Raw genomic sequence first — 22,578 nt, 5'->3', positions numbered from 1 at the left:
CCCTCCCCCTGTCGAGCCTCCCCTTGAACGCGCACGACCACTGAGTTGTTGAACGACAACCAAAAGTCCTACGGCTCACCCAGATGCGGCTCGCCGCCCACGATGATCAGCGAGGTGGGGCGCTCGTCGAACTGCTCGCGGAAGTGGCCCGCGTAGCCGTCGTCCTCGACGTGAGGAGCCAGCAGCTCGACGACCTGCCACCAGATCTCGGCCCACTCGTCATCCAGCCAGTACAACCGCGTGTGCAGCCCCCAGGCGTGGTGCTCGCCGTTGGCGTTGTGGCCGCGGTACTGGCGGCGCAGCGCCACGTGGTCGCCGCCGGGCAGGTAGCTGTCCTCGTCCGGCCGCAGGACCTGGTGTTCGTAGTCGATCACGAGGTTCCGCGGCCGCTCGTCGGTGAGGCCGAGGTGGTACCGGAGCTCGTCGAGGACGGCCGGAGGGGTGTCATCGCGCAGGAACGTCGAGAAGACGACCTCGTAGTGGAAGCTCACGGCGGCCGATCGTATTGAGCGGTGTCCGTGCCGCCCTGGGCGGAATCGGGCCAGGTGAGAGCAGCTGCGTCACCCAAAAGAGAAAATCTATGGTGGCGGAGGTAGACATCCTCCCTCAGGCATGTGTACAGTTCTCCTCGTTGGCCGAGAGATAACATGGCACGGGAGATGACGAACTACCCGTGAGCAAGACGGTCAGGTGTGCCGGAGCCGTAGTTGGAGGCTCCAGGCAGATGGCCAAGGGCAGCCGGCGAGCAGTGACGCAGTGCGCAAGAGGATCGGAACCGGCGGCCGCATGATCAGCAAGTGCAAGACGCAGTTCGCAGTTGAAGTACGAGTTGCAAGGGCAGTTGGCGAGATGAGTCCGGCATGTGCACGAGGTCCGGTGCCGACAGCCACGTGAGAGAAGAGAGTCAGTACTCAGAGGAGAAGGGAAGGGTTGCACCCCATCGGATCGCCCGCCTCCGGCTGAACTCCGCCGGACGGGTACCGCAGTTCCATCAGATTGGAAGGTGGTCTTCGGTTACGCACATGCGATCCCCGCAGCGCCCGCTCCGAACAAGGGGCATGCGGACAGAGGAAGCCGATCTCACGGTCGGCTAGGTGGAAGTGAAACCCAACAACCCCTGGGGCCCCGGTGCTACTGCGCCGGGGCCCCTCGTGATGCGGAGGCGCGATGACCCCAGACACCAGCAAACCTGCGGACGACGAGCCGCAGACCACAGCCGAGAAGTTCGACGACGAGCACTACCCCGCCTACTCGATGGGCCGGGCCGCCGAACTGCTCAACACCTCGGCGAACTTCTTGCGCAGCCTGGACGAGGCGAAGCTCATCGAGCCGCAGCGCTCGGCCGGCGGCCACCGCCGGTACAGCCGCTATCAACTGCGCCTGGCCGCCCGTGTGCGGGCACTGGTCGACCAGGGCACGGGATTGGACGCGGCGTGCCGCATCGTCACGCTGGAAGACCAGCTTGAGGAAGCTCAGGCGCTCAACGCCAAGCTCTCGCCGCCGTCAACGCCCGACGAGCCGTATCCACCGCTGCAGAGCGTGTGACTCGGGGCATCGACACAGGGAGTCCCGCGGGACGTCTCCACGCGACTGATCTGCGCTGGCGAAAGCTGGATCAGCTTTTACCGAGCGCAGGTCAAGCCCGTGTGGGCACTCAGAGGGCTTAGTACAAGTCGAAGCCGACAACGAGATTGAGAGCGCCCAACCTGCGGATCAGGTCGGCCTCCAGAGTGAAGCCACCCTGCGAGTCGTCAGCCGTGAAGACGCCGCAGAAGACATCGGTCAGGACCTTGTCCCCGAGTGCGTCGAACCCACGACTGTGCGCCTCGGCGAACGTGACGAGTTCCGCGATGTGCTCGTCGAGTGGTTGCGTGCGCGGCGCCGTGCTCCCGAGACGCCAGTGAGCCCACTTCCGGCGAGGACCGTCAGGGCGCCGTTGGCTCACCGGGTCGCCGATGTCATATCCCTCGGTTGGTTCGCCAAGTACCGCAACCAGATCCGCGAACGTCAGCCTCTCGCTGAACACCCTCAGCGACGCCGTGTACTCGTGTTGCTCTTGCTCCGTCATCGGATGCCTCCCCTGGTCGTCCGGATATGGAGATGAGAACGCCCCCAGCAAGGATCTGCTGAGGGCGTTCTTGTTCCGCGGGCAAGCCTGTGGGCTGGAATCCGTCAAGGCGGCAAGCTGTCCCCATAGGCGCGGCTGTCGGGTACCGCGCCCGGCCCGGTCAGCACCGCCTGCTTCCAGGACAGCGGTGCAGGTGACACTCCATCGAGCGCGGGACCCCTGTGAAATTGATCTGTGAGAGGGCCACTTCACACCGGGGTTCCGACAGTTGCGCGGAAAGCCTCACCGAGCGAAGAAGGGTGGCCAGGGCGACTGCCCTGGCCACTCGTCACCAGGCTTCGATCTCACCGAACTGCAGGTAGTAATCGCCGAAGGAGTCCGCGCCGAACCCGGTCCCGGTGATCTTGAGGTAGCGGGTTGTCGAGGTCGGGATCGGGAAAGACCGGCCAGGCTGTCCAGGAGTCGCGATGCCCGCTCCGGACGCCACCGCGGTCCAGGTCTGACCGTCACCGGACACCTCGATGATGACGTCGGACGGGAAGCCGGAACGACCGTCGAGCTGGTCTGTTCTGGGCAGCAGGTCCACCCGGTTGACCGCAGTCGGTGCGGCGAGATCGACGGTGACCGACTCGCTGCGGCCCGCGGGCCCGCTACCGCTGCTCCACCCGGCGGCATCGTTGCCGGTGTTGACGCGGATCCCGTCGGTGGCGTTGCGACGACCCCACCCCGGCAGCGCTTCGATCGAGCTGGCCGAGGACACGGTCTTGCCGGTGGCCAAGTTCGAGCCGTAGGCCTCGATCTCGGCGAACTGCATGCGGTAGTGCCCGTTGTCGTCCGTGCTGAGGCTGGTGCCGGTGACCTTCAGGTAGCGGCCCGACTTCCCGGCCAGGCTGAACTCCTGAGCGCCCGCGCCCGGCCTGCCGTAGCCGGTGCGGGTGACCGCGGTTGTCCAGTTCGTGCCATCGTCGGACACCGCGATCGTGAAGTCACGCGGGAAGCCGGTACCGGTGGCGGCACCATCGGAACGCGGGTACAGGTCCACCCGGCTCAACGGCTGGGGACGGCCCAGGTCGACCGTCAGCCACTCCGTGTGGTTCGCGGTGAGGCTGTTGTTGCTGCTCCAGCCGGACGAAGCCGAGGTAGAGGTCCGAACACCGTCGATCACCGCCGCCGTGCTCCAGGCCGGGATACCGCCGACGGTGCTGGAGGCGACGACCGCCTTGCCCTGGACCGAATTCGGGACGTAGGCCTCGATCTCGGCGAACTGCATGCGGTAGTGCCCGATGTCGTCCGTGCTGAGGCTGGTGCCGGTGACCTTCAGGTAGCGGCCCGACTTCCCAGTGAGGCTGAACTCCTGAGCCTCCGCGGCCGGCCTGTCGTAACCGGTGCGGGTGACCGCGGTCGTCCAGTTCGTACCGTCGTCCGACACCGCGATCGTGAAGTCACGCGGGAAACCCGAACCGGTGGCGGCACCATCGGAACGCGGGTAGAGGTCCACCCGGCTCAACGGCTGGGAACGACCCAGGTCGACCGTCAGCCACTCCGTGTGGTTCGCGGTGAGGCTGCCGTCGCTGCTCCAGCCGGACGAAGCCGAGGTAGAGGCCCGAACACCGTCGACGACCGCCGCCGTGCTCCACGTGGCACTACCTCCGTAGCTGCTGGAGGCGGTCACCACCCTGTTCTGCGCCAGGTTGGCGTTGGCCTGTCCGAGTTGCCCGATCCAGCCGGTGAGGTCGTCCACCCGCGACTCGGTGCTGCCTTGCCGGGTCTCGGTCACACCAAGGCAGCCGTGCTGCCACGAGGTGGAGTTGATGGCGACCAGCTCGACCCGACCGGCGGTCTCGCGGAACGCCGGGCCGCCCGCGTCACCCTTGCAGGTGTCCGCGCCGGCGGAGTTGCTGAGGGCGAGGGTGGTGTCGGCGGCAGCCCCGGCGGTGAACTCGGTGACGGCGAGCCGGTCGGGCACCCACTCGGTCGCGGTGCGGCCGTAAGCCGCGACGCGCAGGGTCTCCCCGGTGCTCGGCGCGGTGGTGCTCACCGGAATCGGGGCGATGTCGTTGATGATCGTGTCGAGCCTGGCCAGCACCACGTTCCGGTCCGTGCGCGGCACGAGGGTGGTGACCTTGGCCACCCGGCCCGCGGTGCCCGCGAGGTTGGTCCGCCCGATGGTGACGGTGGTGGGTTTCGCCGGAGCACCGGCCCGTTGGGCGTTCTCCGGAAAGCACGAGCGGGCGGTGATCACCCACTGTGGGTCGATCAGGGCGCCCGTGCACGCCCGACCCTCGATCTCCACCTTCGCGACGAACTGGTACGTGCCGTCCGGAACGGGCGTACCACCCGAAGCGGCCTGAGCCGATCCGGTGACGAGCAGACCGCTCGCGAGAGCGGTTGCCGCCAAGGCAACGACTCTTCTGTCTTGCAGTGACATTGGGTGCACCCTTACGTATTGGCAAGCGACGTTTAGTCGCAGAAATTAATTGATCGACCAATCACCCTGATTTCAAGTTAGGCGACAGAACGCAGTTCGACCAGAGCGGCCGCACCCTCCTCGGGGTGGATGGTCTCGCCGACCGGGGTCAGCTCACCGGCCTTGATGGTGTATTCCCGCTTGACCTCCTGACCGTCGACCTTTGCGGTCAGGAGGGCCTTGATCTTGAGACTGCCTGCCTTGATGAAGTACGTCGAGGGGATCTCCAAAGTCAGATACGCATCGCGGCCGGTGACCCTGAAACAGGCGATGTGATCAGGAGTGGTGATGCTGTCGCTCTCGACGGTGAGCAGGTCGCCACCCACAGCGCAGTCCACCCAGTAAATCCTGCCGTCGCCCTTCTTCAAGGTCATGCCGATCGCCGCGGCAGCCTCCTTGTTCGGGTGCTCGAAGTCCTCGATGAGCGACGACTGCCCCGTCGGTTCGTCGGAGGCGGCGGCACCCACGCTCTGCACAATTGCCGTCGTCGCCAGGACCGCGGCAGCACTCAACACGCCTACACAGGCAACAGTCAAAGACGAACGCATGAAAAAGAACCCCCCAGTGCAGACACGGACAAAGCACTATAAAACAAGATCACAAAGGGCTGTGCAACTGCGGAAGCGCACGACAAATACTGCCGTACACTTGATTGAACCCCCCAGGTCAGCCCCCATGTCACGCAGAAAGATACAACTTGACGATTCGCGCGTCAATGCTAAGGTGGCGCGAACTTTCCCGGAGTAGCGAAGAACACGGGGCTATCGCCATCCGGACCGCTACTCGGGGAAGCGTTGACAATTGGGGGAATTGTGGACGACAACGTCCGTATAGCTTTGTCGCGCGCAGGTACCGCGCGCGTTGCGGTAATTCTCGTCACTGTTGTGGCCTTGGTCGCCGCGATGCTCGGCACCTCCGCCACCGTGACCCCGCCAAGGGCAAGCGCCCAAACGGCTCTCGACGACCGGGCCGTGGCCGTCGAACTGCTCAAGACCGGCGGCCGAGCCACCAAGAGCGCCGCCGAAGCCGCACTCCTGGGCTCCGACGACCAACTCCGCCAGTTCGTCGCCACCGGCCAACACGTCACCATCGCCCACGACAACCGCCTCAAGACCGGCCAGATCATGGCCGTTTCGGGTCGACGGGTGCGCGAAGCCGCCCAGGCCGCACTCGGCGGCACCCCGGAAGACGTCCGGAAGTTCCTGGCCGGAGGCTGGCAGGAACCGCACCGCCTCGACCTCCGGGCCAAGGTCGGCGAGATCATGGCGGCCAACGGCCCCACCACCCAACGCGCCGCCCAGGCAGCACTCGAGGGCACCGCCGACGACGTCCTCAAGTTCATCGCCGCCGGCCAGTACTCCCCGGCCGTCATCGACCGCCGCAAGAAGGTCGGCGGGATCATGGCCACCGGCGGCGCGGAGGTCAACAAGGCCGCCCAGATCGCCCTCAGCGGCAGCGACGACGACGTCCAGGAATTCCTCGCGACCGGCCAGCACACGGCACGGGCCAGGGACAACGAACAGGCCAGCATCACCGAACTGGTCAACCTCGCCAAGGCCGCGGGCACGGAAGCCGCCCTCGAGACCGAAGCCGCCAAGGAGGCCTCCGGACGAGCCGTCGCCGCAGCCGAACAGGCCAAACAGGCAGCACTGACAGCCGCGGCCGAAGCCGCCGCGGCAAAGGACGACGCCGCCGCCGCGGCGGCCGCCGCCGGACGGGCCGCCGACTTCGCCAGCCGCGCCGCCAGCGCCGCACAGGAAGCCGTCTCCGCCGCCAACGCCGCCAACAACGCCGCCCGCGTCGCCTCCAACGCCGCCATGCAGGCAGCCGCGGCCGCCTCTGCCGCCGCACAGGCGGCCTCCGACGCCCGCGGTGCCGCCGCGAATGCCGCGACCGACGCGAACCAGGCAGCCAACGCCAGGATCGCCGCGCAAAAGGCACGAGACGTCGCCGCGGGCGCACGCCTCGCCGCGGACGCTTCCAAGGCCGCCGGCGACGCCGCCGGCCAGGCAGCGGGCGCCGCCCGAGCCGCGTCGAGCGCGGGTGCCAACGCCGACCGGGCCGCCTCCGCCGCCGAGGAGGCCGCCAACCAGGCCGGCGTGTCCGGCGCGGAAGCCGAACGCGCCCGACGCGCCGCGGCCGACGCCCACAAGTTCGCCGGACAGGCCAACCGGGCCGCCACCAACGCCGAATCACTGGCCAACCAGTCGGCCAAGGCCGCCGGAGACGCCTACCGCGCCGCGATCAGCGCCGCCGAACACGCCGAAAACGCCGCCAGAGCCGCAGATGAAGCCGCCGCACACGCCGGAGAGGCTGACAAAGCCGCCCAGGAATCGGAAAAACACGCCAAAGCAGCCCAACAGGCCGCCCAGGCGGCGACCGATGCCACCAATCTCGCCATCGACATCGAGAAGAACGCCCGCCTAGCGGACAGCAACCGTCTGCAGTTGCTGCAGGACGAGGGTGTCGCAGCCGCGGAGAAGGCGAAGAGGGACCTCGCCAACCAAGCCGCCTACGAGACCGCGGAGGCGGCGCGGATCGATGAGGAAACGCAGACGCTGCTGAACACGGCGCTGCACGCGGCCATCACTCCAGGCGTGGACGACGCCACGATGGTGCAGGCCGGACGGCAGGCGGCGCTGCGGTTGCGCAACGTCGGCGGGTCCTGGAGCCGCTCGGCAGCCGAACAGGCGCTGGCCGGCGGTGCGACGGAGATGTACAGCTACCTGACGCAGCGACGGGCCATGGCGGCTGAGGCCGATGACCTGGCGCGCGTGCGGCACGTGGCCAAGACGACTCCGAACGAGAGGAAGCAGGCCGCGGCGTACAGCGCCGTTCGCGGCGACCCCGAGGACATCGCGGAGTTCCTGCGGACGCAGGACTACGAGGGCAAGGTGGTCGACGACCGCAAAGAGGTCGGCCTGATCATGTCCAAGGGCGGCCCGGCCACTCAACGGGCCGGTCAGAAAGCCCTGGAGGGCACGCCCGCCGACGTGGCCGAGTTCCTGGCCAAGGGTCAGTTCGACTCGGCCGTTCTGGACGACCGGATGAAGGCCGGCGAGATCATCGGCTCCGGCGGCCCCGAGGTGAAGACGGCAGGCCAGATCGCGTTGGCGGGCCCGCCGTCCTACGTGCGGGAGTTCGTGCAGACCGGCCAGCACAAGGCCAGGCAGCGCGATGAGCTGGTGGCCTCGCACGTGTCGACGGTGCGACGGCTCATCGCCGAAGGCTCACGGATCGCGGCGACCGCGCGGGAGAACGCCGCGGAAGCCGCCAGGGTGGCCGCGGTGGCGCGCCACGCCGCCGACGAGGCCGCCGAGTGGGCCAACCGGGCCCGCGCCTCGGCGAACGAGGCCGCGGAGTACGCCAAGCAGGCCAAGGCATCCGCCGACGCCGCACAGGTCTCGGCCAACCAGGCAGCCGAGTCCGCCAAGGCGGCTCGCTCCGCAGCCGACGCGGCGGCTCGCGATGCCGAATCGGCTTCGCAGGCCGCGACGAGGGCCGCGAGTTCCGCCGCCGCGGCCAATGCCTCCGCGGCCGACGCGAGTCAGTCCGCTCAGGCCGCGCGCAGTTCCGCGGTCCAGGCGGGCAAGGACGCCGAGGCGGCTCAGGTCGCGGCCGATGAGGCCTACAGCATCTCGATTTCCAAGAAGTCAGCGGAGGAGCAGCAGAACCAGAGCGGGCCGCTGAACGCCTCGGAACAGGCGCAGTTGGAAGCCAGCTGCAACGGCGACGCGGCGTGCATCGAGAAGTTCAAGGCAGCGCAGCGCGATGCCAGCAAGACCATGATGGACTTCCTGCTGGAGAACGGCGCCGAGGTCATCCTCGACCTCATCGGCTACAACGACGCCGTCAAGTGCTTCACCCAGGGCGACATCGAAGCGTGCATCTGGACCGCGGTCAACGCGCTGATGATGGCCAATCCGCTCGCGCTGATCGGCAAGGGCGCGAAGCTGGTCGGGGCGATCGGCAGGGTGATCGGCAAGGTCGGCAAGTTCCTCAAGCGCTCCGAAGAAGCCGCGGGGGAGCTGAAGGCCGGCCGCAAGGCGATGCAGGACGCCGTTGAAGCCTGCACCGTGCCGGGCAACAGCTTCGCGCCGGCGACCGAGGTCCGCATGGCCGACGGTTCACGCAAGGCGATCAAGGACGTCGTGGTCGGTGATCAGGTCGCCGCGACCGACCCGCAAACCGGACTGTCCGGAGGCCGTGCGGTCACCAGGGTGATCGTCGGCGAGGGCACGAAGCAGATGGTCTCGGTAGGCGTCGACGGCCCGAACGCGGGCGTCGTCGAAGCGACCGCCCGGCACCCGTTCTGGGTCACCGACCGCGGCCAGTGGATCGACGCGCGGGACGTCCGGGCGGGCGAGCACCTCCGGACCGTGACGGGTGACCAGGTGGTCGTCACGGGCACCACCAGGCACACCGAGGTCATGAAGGTCTACAACCTCACGGTTGAAGGCATTCACACCTACTACGTGCTGGCCGGGGACACCTCGGTCCTGGTGCACAACACGGGATGCCCGACATCGGGCGCGAAGGGCGCCTGGGAGAGCAAGTCCGACTTCACCAGCACGAAGACCATGAGCAAGAAGTACGACACCCATGCCTCGGACTTCGGCATCACCGGCAACCGGAACCCGGCGAAGCTCGCCGAGTTCGAAGCGGCCATGCGAGCGCACATGACCGCACCGAACACGAAGATCTACCGGTTCAACTATCGCAACCAAGGTCAGGCGATCGGCTTCATCGATCCGAACACCAAGCTCATGGTTATGTTGCGCAGTGACGGAAGCTTTTGGACTGCTTACGAGCTGAAGATCCAGAGGAAGATGGACAAGGTCATTCCCAACAAGGTCCTCTCGGTCTACGACCAATTCGCCAGCATCATCGACGACGGGTACCTCTGGTGACCGATCGAGCTGGGCGGGACGGTGTCGCGGGGTTGTCGGACATCCTGTTCGACGGTGCGGCGAGCTTCAGCCCTGCTTGGTTGAGCCGAGTGGACGGGATCGTGGTTCCGTTCGCGTCCCCCGCCCACATCGACCGCAGACTCGCCGACGTGCTCTACGCGGGCGCGAAAGCGGTCCGGGTGGACTGGGGAGTGGCCGGACGGCTCAGTGAAGATCACCGGGACGACGCGCTCGTGCCGGTGTCGCTGACGGATTCGGCTGCTCTGGCGGCTGCCACGTGGCGGGACACCGACTTCGTGGTGGCACTGCCTGACCTGACGGCGGCGCTGGTGGTCACGACCGATGGGTATTCGCTGCTCGGTGGCATCCCTGCCTTCGTCCAGGGAGCCGTCGTCGGCGGCGGAGGTGTCGACGATGCCAGGGCTCGCTTCGGCCGTGTCGCCGAGAAGCTCGGCGGTGCGCTACCTGGGATCGCGGCCCAGTACCCGCCCCTGCAACGGGTGTGGGTGACCGTGCACGAGGTCGCACCCGGCTCGGCCGTGTCCGATCAGCTGGCTTTGATGACCGCGGTCGTCGCCGGCGAGATCTCGCCGCCTGCTTTCGTCTCGAAGTGGATGAACGCGTCGAGGCGGGAACAGCGCCAAGGCGAACGAGTAGGTGGCGCGCTGGGCACCGCTCTGCACGACGTCTTCTTCGTCATCGAAGACTACGCGGCACCGGACCTGTGGGAGCCCGGTGACCTGAACGACGAAGAACTGGTGGTCAAGGTCCGCGAAGCTTTGGCTTTGCTGGACCTGTAGGCCTGACGAGACGTTCCCGCAGCTGGACTGCATAGAAGAGCCCCCTGGCGATGATCTCGCCAGGGGGCTCTTCTTGTTCCACACATGTTCCAGAGACAGCCGCAGAAGACCCGCAGTCAGCGACAGACGGTGACCTGCCGACGCTGACGTCGTTGGCAGCATCAGAGCAGGTCAACCCGCGTTTGAGGCCTTCAAGCAGGAACCGCGGAACGGCACTGCGTGGGCGAGGTCAGCCGCGCAGTTCCATCGTGCAGCACTTCGGGCCGCCGCCCGACTTGCGCAGTTCTGAGATGTCGACGAACACCGGCTCGAAGCCGCGGCGGGCGACCTGTTCCGCCAGGTTCACGGCCTCGACCGGCATGACGACGTGCTTGCCGTCGGAGACCGCGTTCAGGCCCAGGCAGACGGCGTCGGCGTCGTTGGCGATCACGGCGTCCGGGAACAACCTCCTCAACACCTGCTGCGAGCCCGGCGAGAAGGCTTCCGGGTAGTAGGCGACGAGGGGGGTCGGGGACTGGTCGTCGAGCATGAAGAGAGCGACGTCCAGGTGGTAGAAGCGCGGGTCCACCAGCTGCAGCGAGACCACGGGCACGCCGAGGACCTCTTGTGCCTCGGAGTGGGCGTGGGGGTCCGTGCGGAAGCCCGTGCCGGCCAGCAGCAAGGAGCCGGTCCAGGTGAAGTCGCCCTCGGCCTCGTTCACGGCGGTGGGCATGACGACGGACTTGTAGCCGGAGGACAGGAACCAGCGGCGGAAGTGGTCGGCCTCGGCCGAACGCTGCTCGGCGCGGAAACGGGAGCCGAGGACCCGGCCGTCGATGACCGTGCCGCTGTTGGCCGAGAAGACCATGTCCGGGAGGCCCGGCACGGGGTCGATCACCTGGACGTCGTGGCCCAGGCGTTCGTAGGTCTCCTTCAGCGCGGTCCACTGCTCCACGGCCAGCGAGGTGCTGGTGGGCTTGGTGGGATCCATCCACGGGTTGATGGCGTACTCCACCGTGAAGTACGTCGGCGGGCACATGAGGTACCGACGGGTCGTCGGCATGCGCGTCGGCGCGAGGGGTGCGGCGATGTCGAGCGTGATCGGCTCGCCGGGCCCGGAGATGGATACGGTCATGGATCGAAATGTAAAGGGCGGCTGGACCATCGATCAACGCCGCGACATTGCGTTAACTAGGGCAGAATGTTGCGTGTGGACAGCATCGACCAGCGAATCATTTCGTGTCTCATGGCGAACGCCCGATCGAGCTACGCGGAGATCGGCAAGGAGGTCGGGTTGAGCGCGCCCGCGGTGAAGCGGCGGGTGGACAAACTGCTGGACACCGGGGTGCTCCGGGGGTTCACGGCGGTGGTCGATCCCGAGGCGCTCGGGTGGGGTACGGAGGCGTTCGTGGAGGTGCACTGCAAGGGCAACGTGGCGCCGCACGACATCCAGCACCGGCTGGAGCCGATGGCCGAGGTCAGCGCGGCTTACACGGTGTCGGGGGCGGCGGACGCGATCGTGCATCTGCGGGCGGCGGACATCCACCACCTGGAGACGGCACTGGAGAGACTGCGCGCCGTCGAGATCATCGACCGGACGGTGTCGACCGTGGTGCTGTCCCGGCTCCTGGACCGGCCGCTCGCACCCTAGAGTCCGGGCCATGGCTGAGGTTCTGCTGGAGCACAACGATTCCATCGCCGTGATCACGATCAACGATCCGGAGAGGCGCAACGCCCTGACGATCGACCTGTCCAACGAGCTCGCGGACAAGGTCGTCCAAGCAGAGCAGGAAGCCAACGCGCTGATCATCACGGGTGCACCGCCCGCGTTCTGCGCGGGCGCGGACCTCACGCAGCTCGGCAACTCCAAGGACGAAGGCCTCAGGAACATCTACCGGGGGTTCCTCGCCGTGGCCAACGCCACCATTCCCACCATCGCGGCCGTCAACGGGGCCGCGGTGGGCGCTGGGCTGAACCTCGCGCTCGCGGCGGATGTCCGGATCGCTGGGCCGAAAGCGCGGTTCGACGCGCGGTTCCTCCAGCTCGGAATCCACCCCGGCGGCGGCATGACGTGGATGTTGCAGAAGATCACCAATGCGCAGACGGCGACGGCCATGACGCTCTTCGGACAGATCTTGGACGCCGACCAAGCAGTCGCCCACAACCTCGCCTACGCGAAGGCCGAAGACCCACTCGCAGTAGCAAAAGAGCTGGCCAAGGCGGCTGCTGAGGCGCCGGGAGCACTCGTGCGGACCATCAAGGCGACGATGCGGGCGACCGATGCAATGCACGACCACGCGGAAGCGGTCGAGACCGAGCTGCGGCCACAGGTCACTTCGATCGACACTCCAGAGTTCGCTGCGAGGCTTGCCGCGATGAAGGCTCGGATCAGCGGTCGTTAAGTGTTACCTTGGGTAACAGGTATCGGGGGTGACGTCTGCCGCATTCGGGTATCCGCTGGTAGTGCTGTGCTTACCGTCTAGTTAAGAACCCGGTACGGCAGATGGGACAGTTTGTCTCGCCTAGTGGTACGCGGCCCGTCTGGCGGGCGGTCGTGGCGACTACCCTCGTGGTGGGGCACAGCCACCCTTGGAGAGAGGTATCGGCGTAGGAATGAGCACTGAGACCCGCAAGCTGGATCGCGTCGTGATCCGGTTCGCCGGCGACTCCGGTGATGGCATGCAGCTCACCGGAGACCGGTTCACGTCGGAAGCGGCGGCGTTCGGCAACGACCTCGCCACGCAGCCCAACTTCCCCGCCGAGATCCGCGCACCCCAGGGCACCCTCCCCGGCGTTTCGTCGTTCCAGCTCCACTTCGCCGACTACGACATCCTCACGCCCGGCGACCGCCCGGACGTGCTCGTGGCGATGAACCCGGCCGCGCTCAAGGCGAACGTCGTCGACCTGCCGGACGGCGGCATCCTCATCGTCAACACCGACGAGTTCACCAAGCGGAACCTGACGAAGGTCGGGTACGACTCGAACCCGCTGGAAGACGACTCGCTCGAGAAGTTCCAGGTGCACAAGGTCGCCATGGCGACGATGACCATCGGTGCGCTGGAGGAGACCGGTCTCGGCAAGAAGGACGCCGAGCGCGCGAAGAACATGTTCGCGCTGGGCCTGCTCTCGTGGATGTACCACCGGCCGACCGAGGGCACCGAACGGTTCCTGCGCGAGAAGTTCTCCAAGAAGCCCGACATCGCCGAGGCCAACGTCCTGGCGTTCCGCGCCGGCTACTACTACGGCGAGACCACGGAAGCCTTCGCGGTCACGTACGAGGTCGCGCCCGCGAAGCTGAACGTCGGCACCTACCGCCAGATCACCGGCAACACGGCGACGGCGTACGGCATCGTCGCGGCGGCGCAGCGTTCGAAGCTGCCCGTCGTGCTCGGCACGTACCCGATCACGCCGGCGTCGGACATCCTGCACGAGCTCAGCAAGCACAAGAACTTCGACATCACCACGGTGCAGGCCGAGGACGAGATCGCGGGCATCGGCATCGCCCTCGGCGCGTCCTACGGCGGTGCGCTCGGCGTGACGTCGACGTCCGGCCCCGGCATCGCGCTGAAGTCCGAGACCATCGGCCTCGCGGTGATGACCGAGCTGCCGCTGCTCGTGATCGACGTGCAGCGCGGTGGCCCGTCCACCGGTCTGCCGACGAAGACCGAGCAGGCCGACCTGCTGCAGGCGATGTTCGGCCGCAACGGCGAGTCGCCGGTGCCGATCGTCGCGCCGCAGTCGCCGTCGGACTGCTTCGACGCCGTGCTCGACGCGTGCCGGATCGCGCTCAAGTACCGCACGCCCGTGCTGTTCCTCTCCGACGGCGCGGTCGCGAACGGTTCCGAGCCGTGGCTGATCCCGGACGTCGACTCGCTGCCGGATCTCGGCGTCGCGTTCGCGACGGACCCGGAGAACTTCCAGCCGTACTCGCGCGACCCCGAGACGCTGGCCCGTCCGTGGGCGGTGCCCGGTACTCCTGGCCTGCAGCACCGCATCGGCGGTCTGGAGAAGCAGGACATCACCGGCAACATCTCCTACGACCCGGAGAACCACGACCGGATGGTCCGCCTGCGCCAGGCGAAGATCGACGGCATCGAGGTGCCGGACGTCGAGGTCGACGACCCGAGCGGCGAGGCGAAGGTCCTGGTCGTGGGCTGGGGTTCGTCCTACGGGCCGATCGGCGCGGCCGCCCGCCGCGTCCGCAAGCTCGGCCTGCCGGTCGCGCACGCGCACCTGCGGCATCTCAACCCGTTCCCGAAGAACCTGGGTGAGGTGCTGCGCAAGTACGACAAGGTGATCGTGCCGGAAATGAACCTGGGTCAGCTGGCGTTGCTGTTGAGGGCGAAGTATCTGGTGGACGCGATGTCGTACACCAAGGTGCAGGGCTTGCCGTTCAAGGCGGAAGAGCTGCAGGACGTGCTCGCTGACGTGATCAAGGGGGTGTCGGCGTGACTGCGATCGACCTCGGGATTCCGGGACTGACCGGAGTTCCCACCACCGACGAGAAGCAGACGGCCAGGGACTACAAGTCGGACCAGGAAGTCCGCTGGTGCCCCGGCTGCGGCGACTACATCGTGCTCAACACCATGCAGTCGTTCCTCCCGTCGCTCGGCCTGAAGCGCGAGAACATCGTGTTCGTCTCGGGCATCGGGTGTTCGTCCCGCTTCCCGTACTACATGAACACCTACGGCATGCACTCCATCCACGGCCGTGCGCCGGCCATCGCCACGGGTCTCGCCGTGTCGAGGCCGGACCTGAGCGTGTGGGTGGTGACCGGTGACGGCGACGCGCTGTCCATCGGCGGCAACCACCTGATCCACACGTTGCGGCGCAACGTGAACCTCAAGATCCTGCTGTTCAACAACCGGATCTACGGCCTCACCAAGGGCCAGTACTCGCCGACCTCCGAGGAAGGCAAGGTCACCAAGTCGACGCCGGTCGGATCGCTCGACCACCCGTTCAACCCGGTGTCGCTGGCGCTGGGCGCGGAGGCCTCGTTCGTGGGCCGGGCACTCGACTCGGACAAGGCGGGTCTGACCTCGGTGCTGCGCCAGGCGGCCGAGCACCGCGGGTCGGCGCTCGTCGAGATCTACCAGAACTGCCCGATCTTCAACGACGGCGCGTTCGACGTGCTGAAGGACGCGGACGAGGCGCAGCGGCGGATCATCAACGTCGTCGACGGCGAGCCGATCCGCTTCGGTCGTGAGGGCGAGTACTGCGTGACCCGCGAGGGCTTCGGGCTCGCGGTCGCGAAGTCCGCGGACGTGGACGCTTCGGACATCGTGATTCACGACGCGTCGGACCTGAACCTGTCGTTCGCGCTCTCGCGGCTGTCGACGCAGGACCTCACGCACACCGTCACCGGTGTGTTCCGGCGTGCGGACCGGCCCACGTACGACGACAGCGCGCGGGCGCAGGTCAACGAGGCCAAGTCCGTCAAGGCCCCGGATCTCGCCAAGCTGTTGCACGGCAAGGACACCTGGACCGTGGTCGGCTAGTACCCAGAACACCCGAAAGGCCCGCCAGCAACGCGCTGGCGGGCCTTTCGCATCAGCGCTGGTGCGAGCGGCGGTCGTAGGAGACCGCGTAGATCGTGCTGCGCGCCGCGAGGACCGGGTCGTCCGAAGGCTCGATGCCCTCGACCAGCGAGGTCGGGTCGAACACCTGGGACTGCCAGTGCTCCTGGTCCGGCGACTCCTTGGTGATCTCGATCCGGCCGACGTCGACCGTGCGGCGATCAGCCGGCCACGCCACGGTGGAGTCGTGCGTCGGGTCGCCCGGCTCGCCGAACTGCACGCGCAACGTGAACGCGATCGGCAGCCGGTCGCGCAGCTCCTCGGTCAGGTGGTGCGGGGTCCACGACGCGGAGTCCTCGGCGTCGACGATGCCCGCTTCCGGGACCCACGAGTAGCGCACGGGACGCACGACGCCTGAGGCGTCACGCCACAGGAACGCGTGGATGGCCCAGTACTGCGTGGTGGCGTAGGAAACGGGGATCGCGATGGTCTTGGCCGCCACCAGCGCGGGGCCGACGGTCGGGTGGGCGCCGACGAACGACTTGATGTGCGGCACGGACGGGTCCTGGGCATCGGTGTCCGCCTTGGCGGCCTTGATGAACTCCACGAACTCCTCGGGCGTGGCCGCGACGAACCGCTCCACGCTCACCATCACCAGGTCAGTGTTGGTGCCGTCGGCGAGGTGGAACTTGGTCGCGAAGCCGCGCACCGCACGGTCGCTGTCGGCGGCGTGCGGGTTGGCGTCGGTGTGCGAGAACCGGACGGTGGCGCGCACCGGGTCGCCCTGCAGGTGCGGTGCCGTGGTGAACGGCGCCGCGGCACCGTTCGGCGTGAAGACCGCTTCGTAGACGAAGCCTCGTGCGTGGGCGCGACGGAAGCCGTGGTGGGTGCCTTTCAGATTCTCGATCGAATCCACAATGGTCGAGGAGATCTGCGATTTGGCCAGTTCGGAGGACATGCGTCGACGCTATCGACGCAGGTCAGACCCGGCCAGAAAGGCGTTCCAATTGGGCACAGTTCCCGGTATTCCCGGTCACGGTGCCGGTCGGAACCCCGCCTTCTCGGCATCGGCTTCGGTGCGGAACCAGACATCGGCGCGGGTTTCGCCGAAATTGGCGGAACCCTCCGTGTAGTAGCGCCGGCCGGTCAGCGTGGCCTTCACCGAGAAGTCCGCGGCGGGCGCGTGACCGTCCGACTTGGGCAGCACCGAACCGGGACCGAACGGGGACCGCGGGTTGAATCCCTCAGGTTGCTGGAACCGGGACGATCCCGGGGCAGCGGCACCGTTGGGACGACCGCCCGTCGACGGCGAATATCCGACCGGACGCGGCCGGGACGGAAGGGCTGCCGCCGGAGCGGGCTGCGGGACGGGTTCCGGCTTCGGCTGTTCGAAGGCCGCGAACGCCGAGAAGCTCTGCTGGCGCTGCTGCGTGGTGCGCCGGGCCTCGCGGATCGGCAGGCCCGCCTCGGTGATGCGCTGCGGCAGGTCGGACTCGAACGGCTCAGGTTCGGGCTCCGGCTCCGGCGGCGCGGCGAGCAACGGCTCGTCGCTCGGCACGAACGTGGGCACGAACGGCTGCTCGTCGTGCGTCGGTTCGGGGAGCTGCCGGGTCTGCCCGAGCGCGGGGAGCGGCTCGTCGGCGTCCAGCAGCGGCTCGAAGAGCGAGCGCGGGCGGTCGGCGACGGGCTCCGGCTTCGCGGGGACCTCCGGCGCCTCCACGAGGTGGTCGAAGGCCGCCGCGACGGCACGGGGCTGGCGGCCGGTGGTCTCCATCTCCGTCTCCGGCGGGGCACCGAACGCCGAGAACGGCGCGGGAGCCGGGGCACCGGGCTCGCTGAAGGGAGCGACATACCCGACCGGCGGGCGGTACTCGGCGGGTTCCTCGGGCTCGGCGTAGGCGACGGGTTCGGGCTCGAAGACCTCTTGCTCGACGACCTCAGGCTCGTAGACCTCGGGCTCGTACACCTCAGGCTCGTGCGCCTCGGGCTCGAGCGGCTCACGGCGGGCGTGCGCGGGCTCGGACTCGCGCTCCGGCTCGGTGAAGCCCTGCTCCTCGGCCAGCGTCGTCTCGAACACGCCGTTGCGGACGTGCGGGGCGTCCAGGTCGGCGGGTTCGATCGGGGCGATCGCCTCGACCATGGTCTGCTCGGCGGGCGACTCCGGCTCGACGAACCCGTCCAACTGGCCGGAGATCTCGTCGCGCAGGCCGGGGTACTCGCCGGTGAGGTCGTTGGCGGGCCAGGAGCCCTGCTCGACCGCGATGAACGTCGTCTGCTCGGACTGCGTGTACTCGCGCTCGGAGTCGGCGTGAGCGGGCTCGTCCTCCTGCTCGGCGGCCTCGTCGAGGAACGCCTCCTGCTCCTGCTGGGCCCACACCTCGCGCGGCTGGTAGATGAAGTCGTCGTGCTCGTCGACCTCGGCGGGCGCGGTCGGCTCCTGCGCGGGCGGCGCGACCTCGGCGGTCGGCTCCGCGACGGTGGGCATGAACCCGGTCTGCTCGGCCGGGAGCTCCGGCTCGTCGTCGAAGTCGGCGGCCTCGAGCCCGGACCGCGGCAGGACCGTCGTCATCTCGGCCGGCGACTCCTGCGGCACGTCCTCCGGGGACAGGCGCTCGAACAGGGAACGCGGGCGGTCCTCGTCGTCCTCTGCCAGTGCGCGCTGCTCGGCCAGCTGCTCCTCGAACCGGCGCTGCGCCTCGTCCGCCTCCATGTACTGGCGGACCGGCGTGACCGGCTCCTGCACGACGACGGGCTCTTCGGCGAGCGGCTCGGGTTCCGGCTCCGGCTCCTCGGCCACGGCGGGCGGCGCGACGGGCTCACCGAAGTAGGCAGGGGGCTCCACGTACGGCCCGGGAGCGGGTGCGGGTGCGGGCACCGGCGAGGGGAAGGGTGCGGGCGTCGGCGGGCTCAGCACGTCGGCGCTCAACGACCGCGGCGGGGCGTCGTCCCACTCGTCGACCTCGAAGTCGTCGTCGCGGGCCACCGACTCGATGGGCGGCGCCGACCGCCGTGCGTCGAGAAGTTGATCTTCGAGGTCGGCGACCTGCCGGCGTGCGGGTCGGACCGCCACCAGCCACGTGAGCACCACTCCGGCGAGGAACGCCAGCAGACTCCACAGCCAGACCTGCCCGAAGACATTCACGGGTAAGCCCCTTCTACGACCACACTCGGTCCCTACTCACTCGGAAGGGTGAGCATGGCCAAACTACAGTGCCTTTGATGATGCTCCGTCACTACGCCGTTCGGCGCAAATATCCGGAGGAAACGCCAGCGTAGAGTGGCATTTTGTGCCGCAGCTGACGACTTCATCCCTCACTTCGCCAGAAGTTCACACCCAGGGGCGAGGCATCACCTACGGCGTACTCGCATACGTCCTTTGGGGCCTGTTCCCGGCGTACTGGCCACTCCTCGTGCCCGCCCAGCCGGTCGAGGTGCTCGCACACCGGATCGTCTGGTCGTTCGTGACGCTCGCCATCGCCGTCGTGCTCCTCCGGCGGTGGCGTCCTTTCCTTGAGTTATCAGGAAAAGGATGGCTCATCGTTACCGCAGCCGCCGTGTTGATCACGGTGAACTGGGGCACCTACATCTACGCGGTCAACAGCAAGCACGTCGTCGAGGCCGCGCTCGGCTACTTCATCAACCCGTTGGTGAGCGTGGCACTCGGCATGATCTTCCTCAAGGAACGATTGCGTCTCGTTCAGGCGGTCGCGTTCGCCGTCGTCGTCGTGGCTGTGATCGTGCTCACCGTCGACTACGGACGACTGCCGGTGATCTCGCTCGTCCTGGCCGTGTCGTTCGGCACATACGGGCTGCTGAAGAAGAAAGTCCCGCTCGACGCCATCTCCAGCCTCGCCGCGGAGAGCGCCGTCATCGCGCCGATCGCGTTCGTCTACCTGCTCGTGCTCGGCAGCGCGAACACCTTCACCACCGAAGGCGGCGGCCACACGCTGCTGCTCCTCAGCACGGGCATCATCACCGCGATCCCGCTGGTGCTGTTCGGAGCGGGCGCGCGGCTGATCCCGCTGACCACCATGGGGATGCTGCAGTACCTGGCACCGGTGCTGCAGTTCGCGTGGGGCGTGTTCGTGGTGCACGAACCCATGCCGCCCAGCAGGTGGATCGGCTTCGCCCTCGTCTGGCTAGCCCTCGCGATCTTCACCTTCGACGCGGTGAGGGAACGCGGGGGCCCCGCGTTCCCCAGAAGGAAACGCGGGGCCCCCGCGTGACCAACGGGAGCAGCTAGTGGGAGCGGGCCACTACGTAGGTGGCTAGTTCTTCCAGCGCGTCGCGGGCGGCGCACGGGGGGAGTTTGCCGAGTTCGGTGCGGGCCCGGTCGGCGTAGTCGTCGAGAGTTTCGCGGGCCTTGTCCATGCCGGACGACTTGCGCAGCAACAACAGGGCCTCGTCGACCAGGGCGTCGTCGGTGATCGGGCCCGCCAGCAGCTCGGCGAGTCGCGTCTCGGACGGGTCCGCGAGCGCGTAGAGCATCGGCAGCGTCTTCACGCCCTCGCGCAGGTCGGTACCGGGCGTCTTGCCGGACTCGACCGACGGCGAGGCGATGTCGATCACGTCGTCGGAGATCTGGAACGCCGCGCCGATCACCTCGGCGTACCGGCGCAGTGCGTCGGTCTGCTCCTCGGTGGCGTCGGAGAACATGCCGCCGAACCGCGCCGCGGTGGCGATCAGCACGCCCGTCTTCTCCTCGATCACCTTGAGGTAGTGGGAGATCGGGTCCTCGCCGGGCTGCGGGCCGACGGTCTCGCGCATCTGGCCGGTCACCAGGACCGAGAAGGTCTCCGCGATGATCCGCGCCGCGTCCGTGCCCAGGTCGGCCGTCAGCCGGGAGGCGTGGGCGAAGAGGAAGTCGCCCGTCAGGATCGCGATGCTGTTGTCCCACTTGGCGTTCGCGGACACCGCGCCGCGCCGCATGGTCGCCTCGTCCATGACGTCGTCGTGGTAGAGCGTGGCGAGGTGTGTGAGCTCGACCACAGCAGCGGCCTTGATGACCTTCTCGCGGTCCCAGTTCTCGCCGAACTGGGACGCCAGGAGTGTGAAGAGCGGGCGGATCCGCTTTCCGCCCGCCTCCACAAGGTGAAGCGAGGTTTCCGTCACGGGGGCGAACTCACTCCGCACGACCTCGTGCAGGATGCGCTCGACCTCGGCCAGACCGTCCTGGACTACCTCGGTGAGCACGGGGTCCACCAACGCGAACCCCGGTCCCTCATGCTCGCTACTGGTCACACCAGCAGACTACGTACACCTAGCTGAGGAAGGTGCCGGTACCCGCCCAATCGAGCACGAACGTGGGCCACAACCCCAGCACCAGGGTCACGACGGCACCCAACGTGATCGCGATCGTGGTGAACGCGCCGGGCACGCTGACGGTCGGGCCGTCCGGAGCCGGGTCGCTGAAGTACATCAGCACGATCACCCGCAGGTAGAAGAACGCCGCGACGGCCGAGGCCACCAGTGCGATCACCACGAGCGGCGTCAGGCCGGCCTCGATCGCCGCGCTGAACACGACGAACTTGCCGATGAAGCCGGACGTCAGCGGAATGCCGGCCAGCGCCAGCAGCAGGAACGTGAAGACGCCCGCCACGATCGGCGACCGCTTCGCGAGACCAGCCCACTGCGACAGGTGCGTCGCCTCGCCGTCCGAGTTGCGGACCAGCGACACGATGCCGAACGCGGCGATCGTGGTGAAGCCGTACGCCAGCAGGTAGAACATGGTCGCGCTCACACCGGGCGCCTTGCCCTCCGGCGTCAGCGCGATGGTGCCGATCAGCAGGAAGCCCGCGTGCGCCACCGACGAGTACGCGATCATGCGCTTCACGTCGGTCTGCGTGAGACCCAGCACCGCGCCGATCACCATCGACACGACCGCCACGCCCCACAGGACACCGCGCCACTCCCACTGCGTGTTCTGGAACGCCACCGTGAGCACGCGCAGGATGCCGCCGAACGCGGCCACCTTGGTGCACGCGGCCATGAACGCCGTCACCGGCGTCGGCGCGCCCTGGTACACGTCCGGGGTCCAGGCGTGGAACGGGCCGACGGCCGCCTTGAACAGCAGACCCACCACCAGCAGGCCGAAGCCCGCGAACAGCAGCGTGTCGGAACGGTCCGTGCCGGCGGCCGCGGACGCGATCGCCGAGAGCTTCACCGAACCCGCGTAGCCGTACAGCAGAGCCACGCCGTACAGGAAGAACGCGGAGGCGAACGCGCCGAGCAGGAAGTACTTCACGGCCGCTTCCTGCGAGAGCAGGCGACGGCGGCGCGCCAGGCCGCACAGCAGGTACAGCGGCAGCGACAGGACTTCCAGCGCGATGAACATGGTCAGCAGGTCGTTCGCCGCGACGAACGTCATCATGCCGCCGAGCGCGAACAGCGTGAGCGGGAAGACCTCGGTCTGCATGCCGGTCTTCGTCGCCTGAGCGCGGTCCTGGACGGTGCCGGGACGGATCGCGGCCTGGGCCACGAACACCCCACCGGGCTCCACCGAGCGGTCGGCGATCAGCAGGATCGACCCGAACGCCAGCACCAGCAACGTGCCCCACAGGAACAACGACGGCGTGTCGACCGCGATCGCGCCCGCCAGCGTCGCCACTCCCTGCGCGGGCCGGTCGGACACCGCGTAGAGGATCATCGCGCCCGTCGCCCCGACCAGCGTGACGAGCGACAGCACGAGCTGCACGGCCCACCGCTGATGCTTGGGCAGCAACGCTTCCAGCAACACGCTGACGCAGGCCGCGCCGAGCACGATCAGCACCGGCGCGATCGCACCGTAGAGGATCTCCGGCGCTTCGATCTGCTGCGCCTGAGCGACGAGAAGGTTCAC

Annotated in this window: 17 protein-coding genes; 8 read left to right on the top strand and 9 right to left on the bottom strand. The window is 67.9% G+C overall.

Translation table 11 applies throughout. The features are described from left to right. Positions 1–68 precede the first annotated feature (68 nt). Positions 69–491: a hypothetical protein gene (locus ABZX92_RS04120; protein WP_355553732.1), complete on the bottom strand. Its 423-nt coding sequence runs from the start codon at positions 489–491 to the stop codon at positions 69–71. 676 nt (positions 492–1,167) lie between these two features. On the opposite strand from ABZX92_RS04120, the gene ABZX92_RS04115 reads away from it, so the two are divergent. After that, positions 1,168–1,545 carry a MerR family transcriptional regulator gene (locus ABZX92_RS04115; RefSeq protein WP_355553730.1) on the top strand — a complete coding sequence of 126 codons (378 nt, stop codon included), beginning with the start codon at positions 1,168–1,170 and terminating at the stop codon, positions 1,543–1,545. Between the two features lie 118 nt (positions 1,546–1,663). On the opposite strand, the gene ABZX92_RS04110 is transcribed toward ABZX92_RS04115, so the two are convergent. From ABZX92_RS04110 to ABZX92_RS04100, 3 genes are all read right to left on the bottom strand, one after another. Next, complete coding sequence (locus tag ABZX92_RS04110) at positions 1,664–2,068, bottom strand: DUF4279 domain-containing protein (RefSeq protein WP_355553727.1); 405 nt, start codon at positions 2,066–2,068, stop codon at positions 1,664–1,666. 328 nt (positions 2,069–2,396) lie between these two features. Then, a complete protein-coding gene (locus tag ABZX92_RS04105) occupies positions 2,397–4,496 on the bottom strand; it encodes a discoidin domain-containing protein (protein ID WP_355553724.1) in 2,100 nt (699 codons plus the stop codon). 77 nt (positions 4,497–4,573) lie between these two features. Then, positions 4,574–5,050, bottom strand: a complete 477-nt coding sequence (locus ABZX92_RS04100; protein WP_355553721.1) for a hypothetical protein — start codon at positions 5,048–5,050, stop codon at positions 4,574–4,576. Between the two features lie 369 nt (positions 5,051–5,419). Here ABZX92_RS04100 and ABZX92_RS04095 point away from each other — a divergent pair, with 369 nt between their 5' ends. Together ABZX92_RS04095 and ABZX92_RS04090 are read left to right on the top strand one after the other, a co-directional pair. Then, positions 5,420–9,445 carry a polymorphic toxin-type HINT domain-containing protein gene (locus tag ABZX92_RS04095; protein WP_355553718.1) on the top strand — a complete coding sequence of 1,342 codons (4,026 nt, stop codon included), beginning with the start codon at positions 5,420–5,422 and terminating at the stop codon, positions 9,443–9,445. After that, a complete protein-coding gene (locus tag ABZX92_RS04090; RefSeq protein ID WP_355553716.1) occupies positions 9,442–10,245 on the top strand; it encodes a hypothetical protein in 804 nt (267 codons plus the stop codon). The genes ABZX92_RS04095 and ABZX92_RS04090 overlap by 4 nt, the downstream gene beginning before the upstream one ends. Positions 10,246–10,474: 229 nt before the next feature. Here ABZX92_RS04090 and ddaH read toward each other — a convergent pair whose 3' ends face one another. After that, positions 10,475–11,287, bottom strand: a complete 813-nt coding sequence (ddaH, locus tag ABZX92_RS04085; protein ID WP_355553946.1) for a dimethylargininase — start codon at positions 11,285–11,287, stop codon at positions 10,475–10,477. Between the two features lie 147 nt (positions 11,288–11,434). Between ddaH and ABZX92_RS04080 the strand changes: the two genes are divergently transcribed. From ABZX92_RS04080 to ABZX92_RS04065, 4 genes are all read left to right on the top strand, one after another. Next, complete coding sequence (locus tag ABZX92_RS04080) at positions 11,435–11,875, top strand: Lrp/AsnC family transcriptional regulator (RefSeq protein WP_035913697.1); 441 nt, start codon at positions 11,435–11,437, stop codon at positions 11,873–11,875. Between the two features lie 10 nt (positions 11,876–11,885). Continuing rightward, entirely contained in the window at positions 11,886–12,626 is a 741-nt protein-coding gene (locus ABZX92_RS04075) for an enoyl-CoA hydratase (RefSeq protein WP_355553713.1), read from the top strand. 211 nt (positions 12,627–12,837) lie between these two features. Continuing rightward, complete coding sequence (locus ABZX92_RS04070; protein ID WP_355553710.1) at positions 12,838–14,676, top strand: 2-oxoacid:acceptor oxidoreductase subunit alpha; 1,839 nt, start codon at positions 12,838–12,840, stop codon at positions 14,674–14,676. Continuing rightward, positions 14,673–15,722 (top strand): 2-oxoacid:ferredoxin oxidoreductase subunit beta, encoded by a 1,050-nt coding sequence (locus ABZX92_RS04065; RefSeq protein WP_355553707.1) that lies wholly within the window; start codon positions 14,673–14,675, stop codon positions 15,720–15,722. Before ABZX92_RS04070 ends, ABZX92_RS04065 begins: the two co-directional genes overlap by 4 nt. A 52-nt stretch (positions 15,723–15,774) precedes the next feature. Here ABZX92_RS04065 and ABZX92_RS04060 read toward each other — a convergent pair whose 3' ends face one another. Continuing rightward, on the bottom strand, positions 15,775–16,698 hold the full coding sequence (locus ABZX92_RS04060; protein ID WP_355553704.1) for a catalase family peroxidase: 924 nt from the start codon (positions 16,696–16,698) through the stop codon (positions 15,775–15,777). A gap of 75 nt (positions 16,699–16,773) precedes the next feature. Then, entirely contained in the window at positions 16,774–18,882 is a 2,109-nt protein-coding gene (locus ABZX92_RS04055; RefSeq protein WP_355553701.1) for a hypothetical protein, read from the bottom strand. Positions 18,883–19,027: 145 nt separating this feature from the next. On the opposite strand from ABZX92_RS04055, the gene rarD reads away from it, so the two are divergent. Then, positions 19,028–19,966, top strand: coding sequence for an EamA family transporter RarD (gene rarD / locus ABZX92_RS04050; protein ID WP_355553699.1), 939 nt, complete (start codon positions 19,028–19,030; stop codon positions 19,964–19,966). A 13-nt stretch (positions 19,967–19,979) separates the two neighbouring features. Here the strand turns inward: rarD and ABZX92_RS04045 are convergent, their stop codons facing one another. Together ABZX92_RS04045 and nuoN are read right to left on the bottom strand one after the other, a co-directional pair. Next, the gene (locus ABZX92_RS04045; protein WP_355553943.1) at positions 19,980–20,945 is read right to left on the bottom strand and encodes a polyprenyl synthetase family protein; all 966 of its coding nucleotides are present in this window, start codon (positions 20,943–20,945) and stop codon (positions 19,980–19,982) included. 55 nt (positions 20,946–21,000) lie between these two features. Next, complete coding sequence (gene nuoN / locus ABZX92_RS04040) at positions 21,001–22,578, bottom strand: NADH-quinone oxidoreductase subunit NuoN (RefSeq protein WP_355553696.1); 1,578 nt, start codon at positions 22,576–22,578, stop codon at positions 21,001–21,003.

It is taken from the genome of Lentzea sp. NPDC006480 (assembly GCF_040611995.1).
Lineage (GTDB): Bacteria > Actinomycetota > Actinomycetes > Mycobacteriales > Pseudonocardiaceae > Lentzea.
Note: the sequence above shows the minus strand (reverse complement) of the source record. Positions and strands in the feature narration are given on the sequence as shown.

Coding starts and splice junctions, on each gene's coding strand:
- ABZX92_RS04110 (WP_355553727.1), bottom strand. CDS start 2,068: ATGACGGAGCAAGAGCAACACGAGTACACGGCGTCGCTGAGGGTGTTC.
- ddaH (WP_355553946.1), bottom strand. CDS start 11,287: ATGCCGACGACCCGTCGGTACCTCATGTGCCCGCCGACGTACTTCACG.
- ABZX92_RS04070 (WP_355553710.1), top strand. CDS start 12,838: ATGAGCACTGAGACCCGCAAGCTGGATCGCGTCGTGATCCGGTTCGCC.
- ABZX92_RS04075 (WP_355553713.1), top strand. CDS start 11,886: ATGGCTGAGGTTCTGCTGGAGCACAACGATTCCATCGCCGTGATCACG.
- ABZX92_RS04105 (WP_355553724.1), bottom strand. CDS start 4,496: ATGTCACTGCAAGACAGAAGAGTCGTTGCCTTGGCGGCAACCGCTCTC.
- ABZX92_RS04060 (WP_355553704.1), bottom strand. CDS start 16,698: ATGTCCTCCGAACTGGCCAAATCGCAGATCTCCTCGACCATTGTGGAT.
- ABZX92_RS04115 (WP_355553730.1), top strand. CDS start 1,168: ATGACCCCAGACACCAGCAAACCTGCGGACGACGAGCCGCAGACCACA.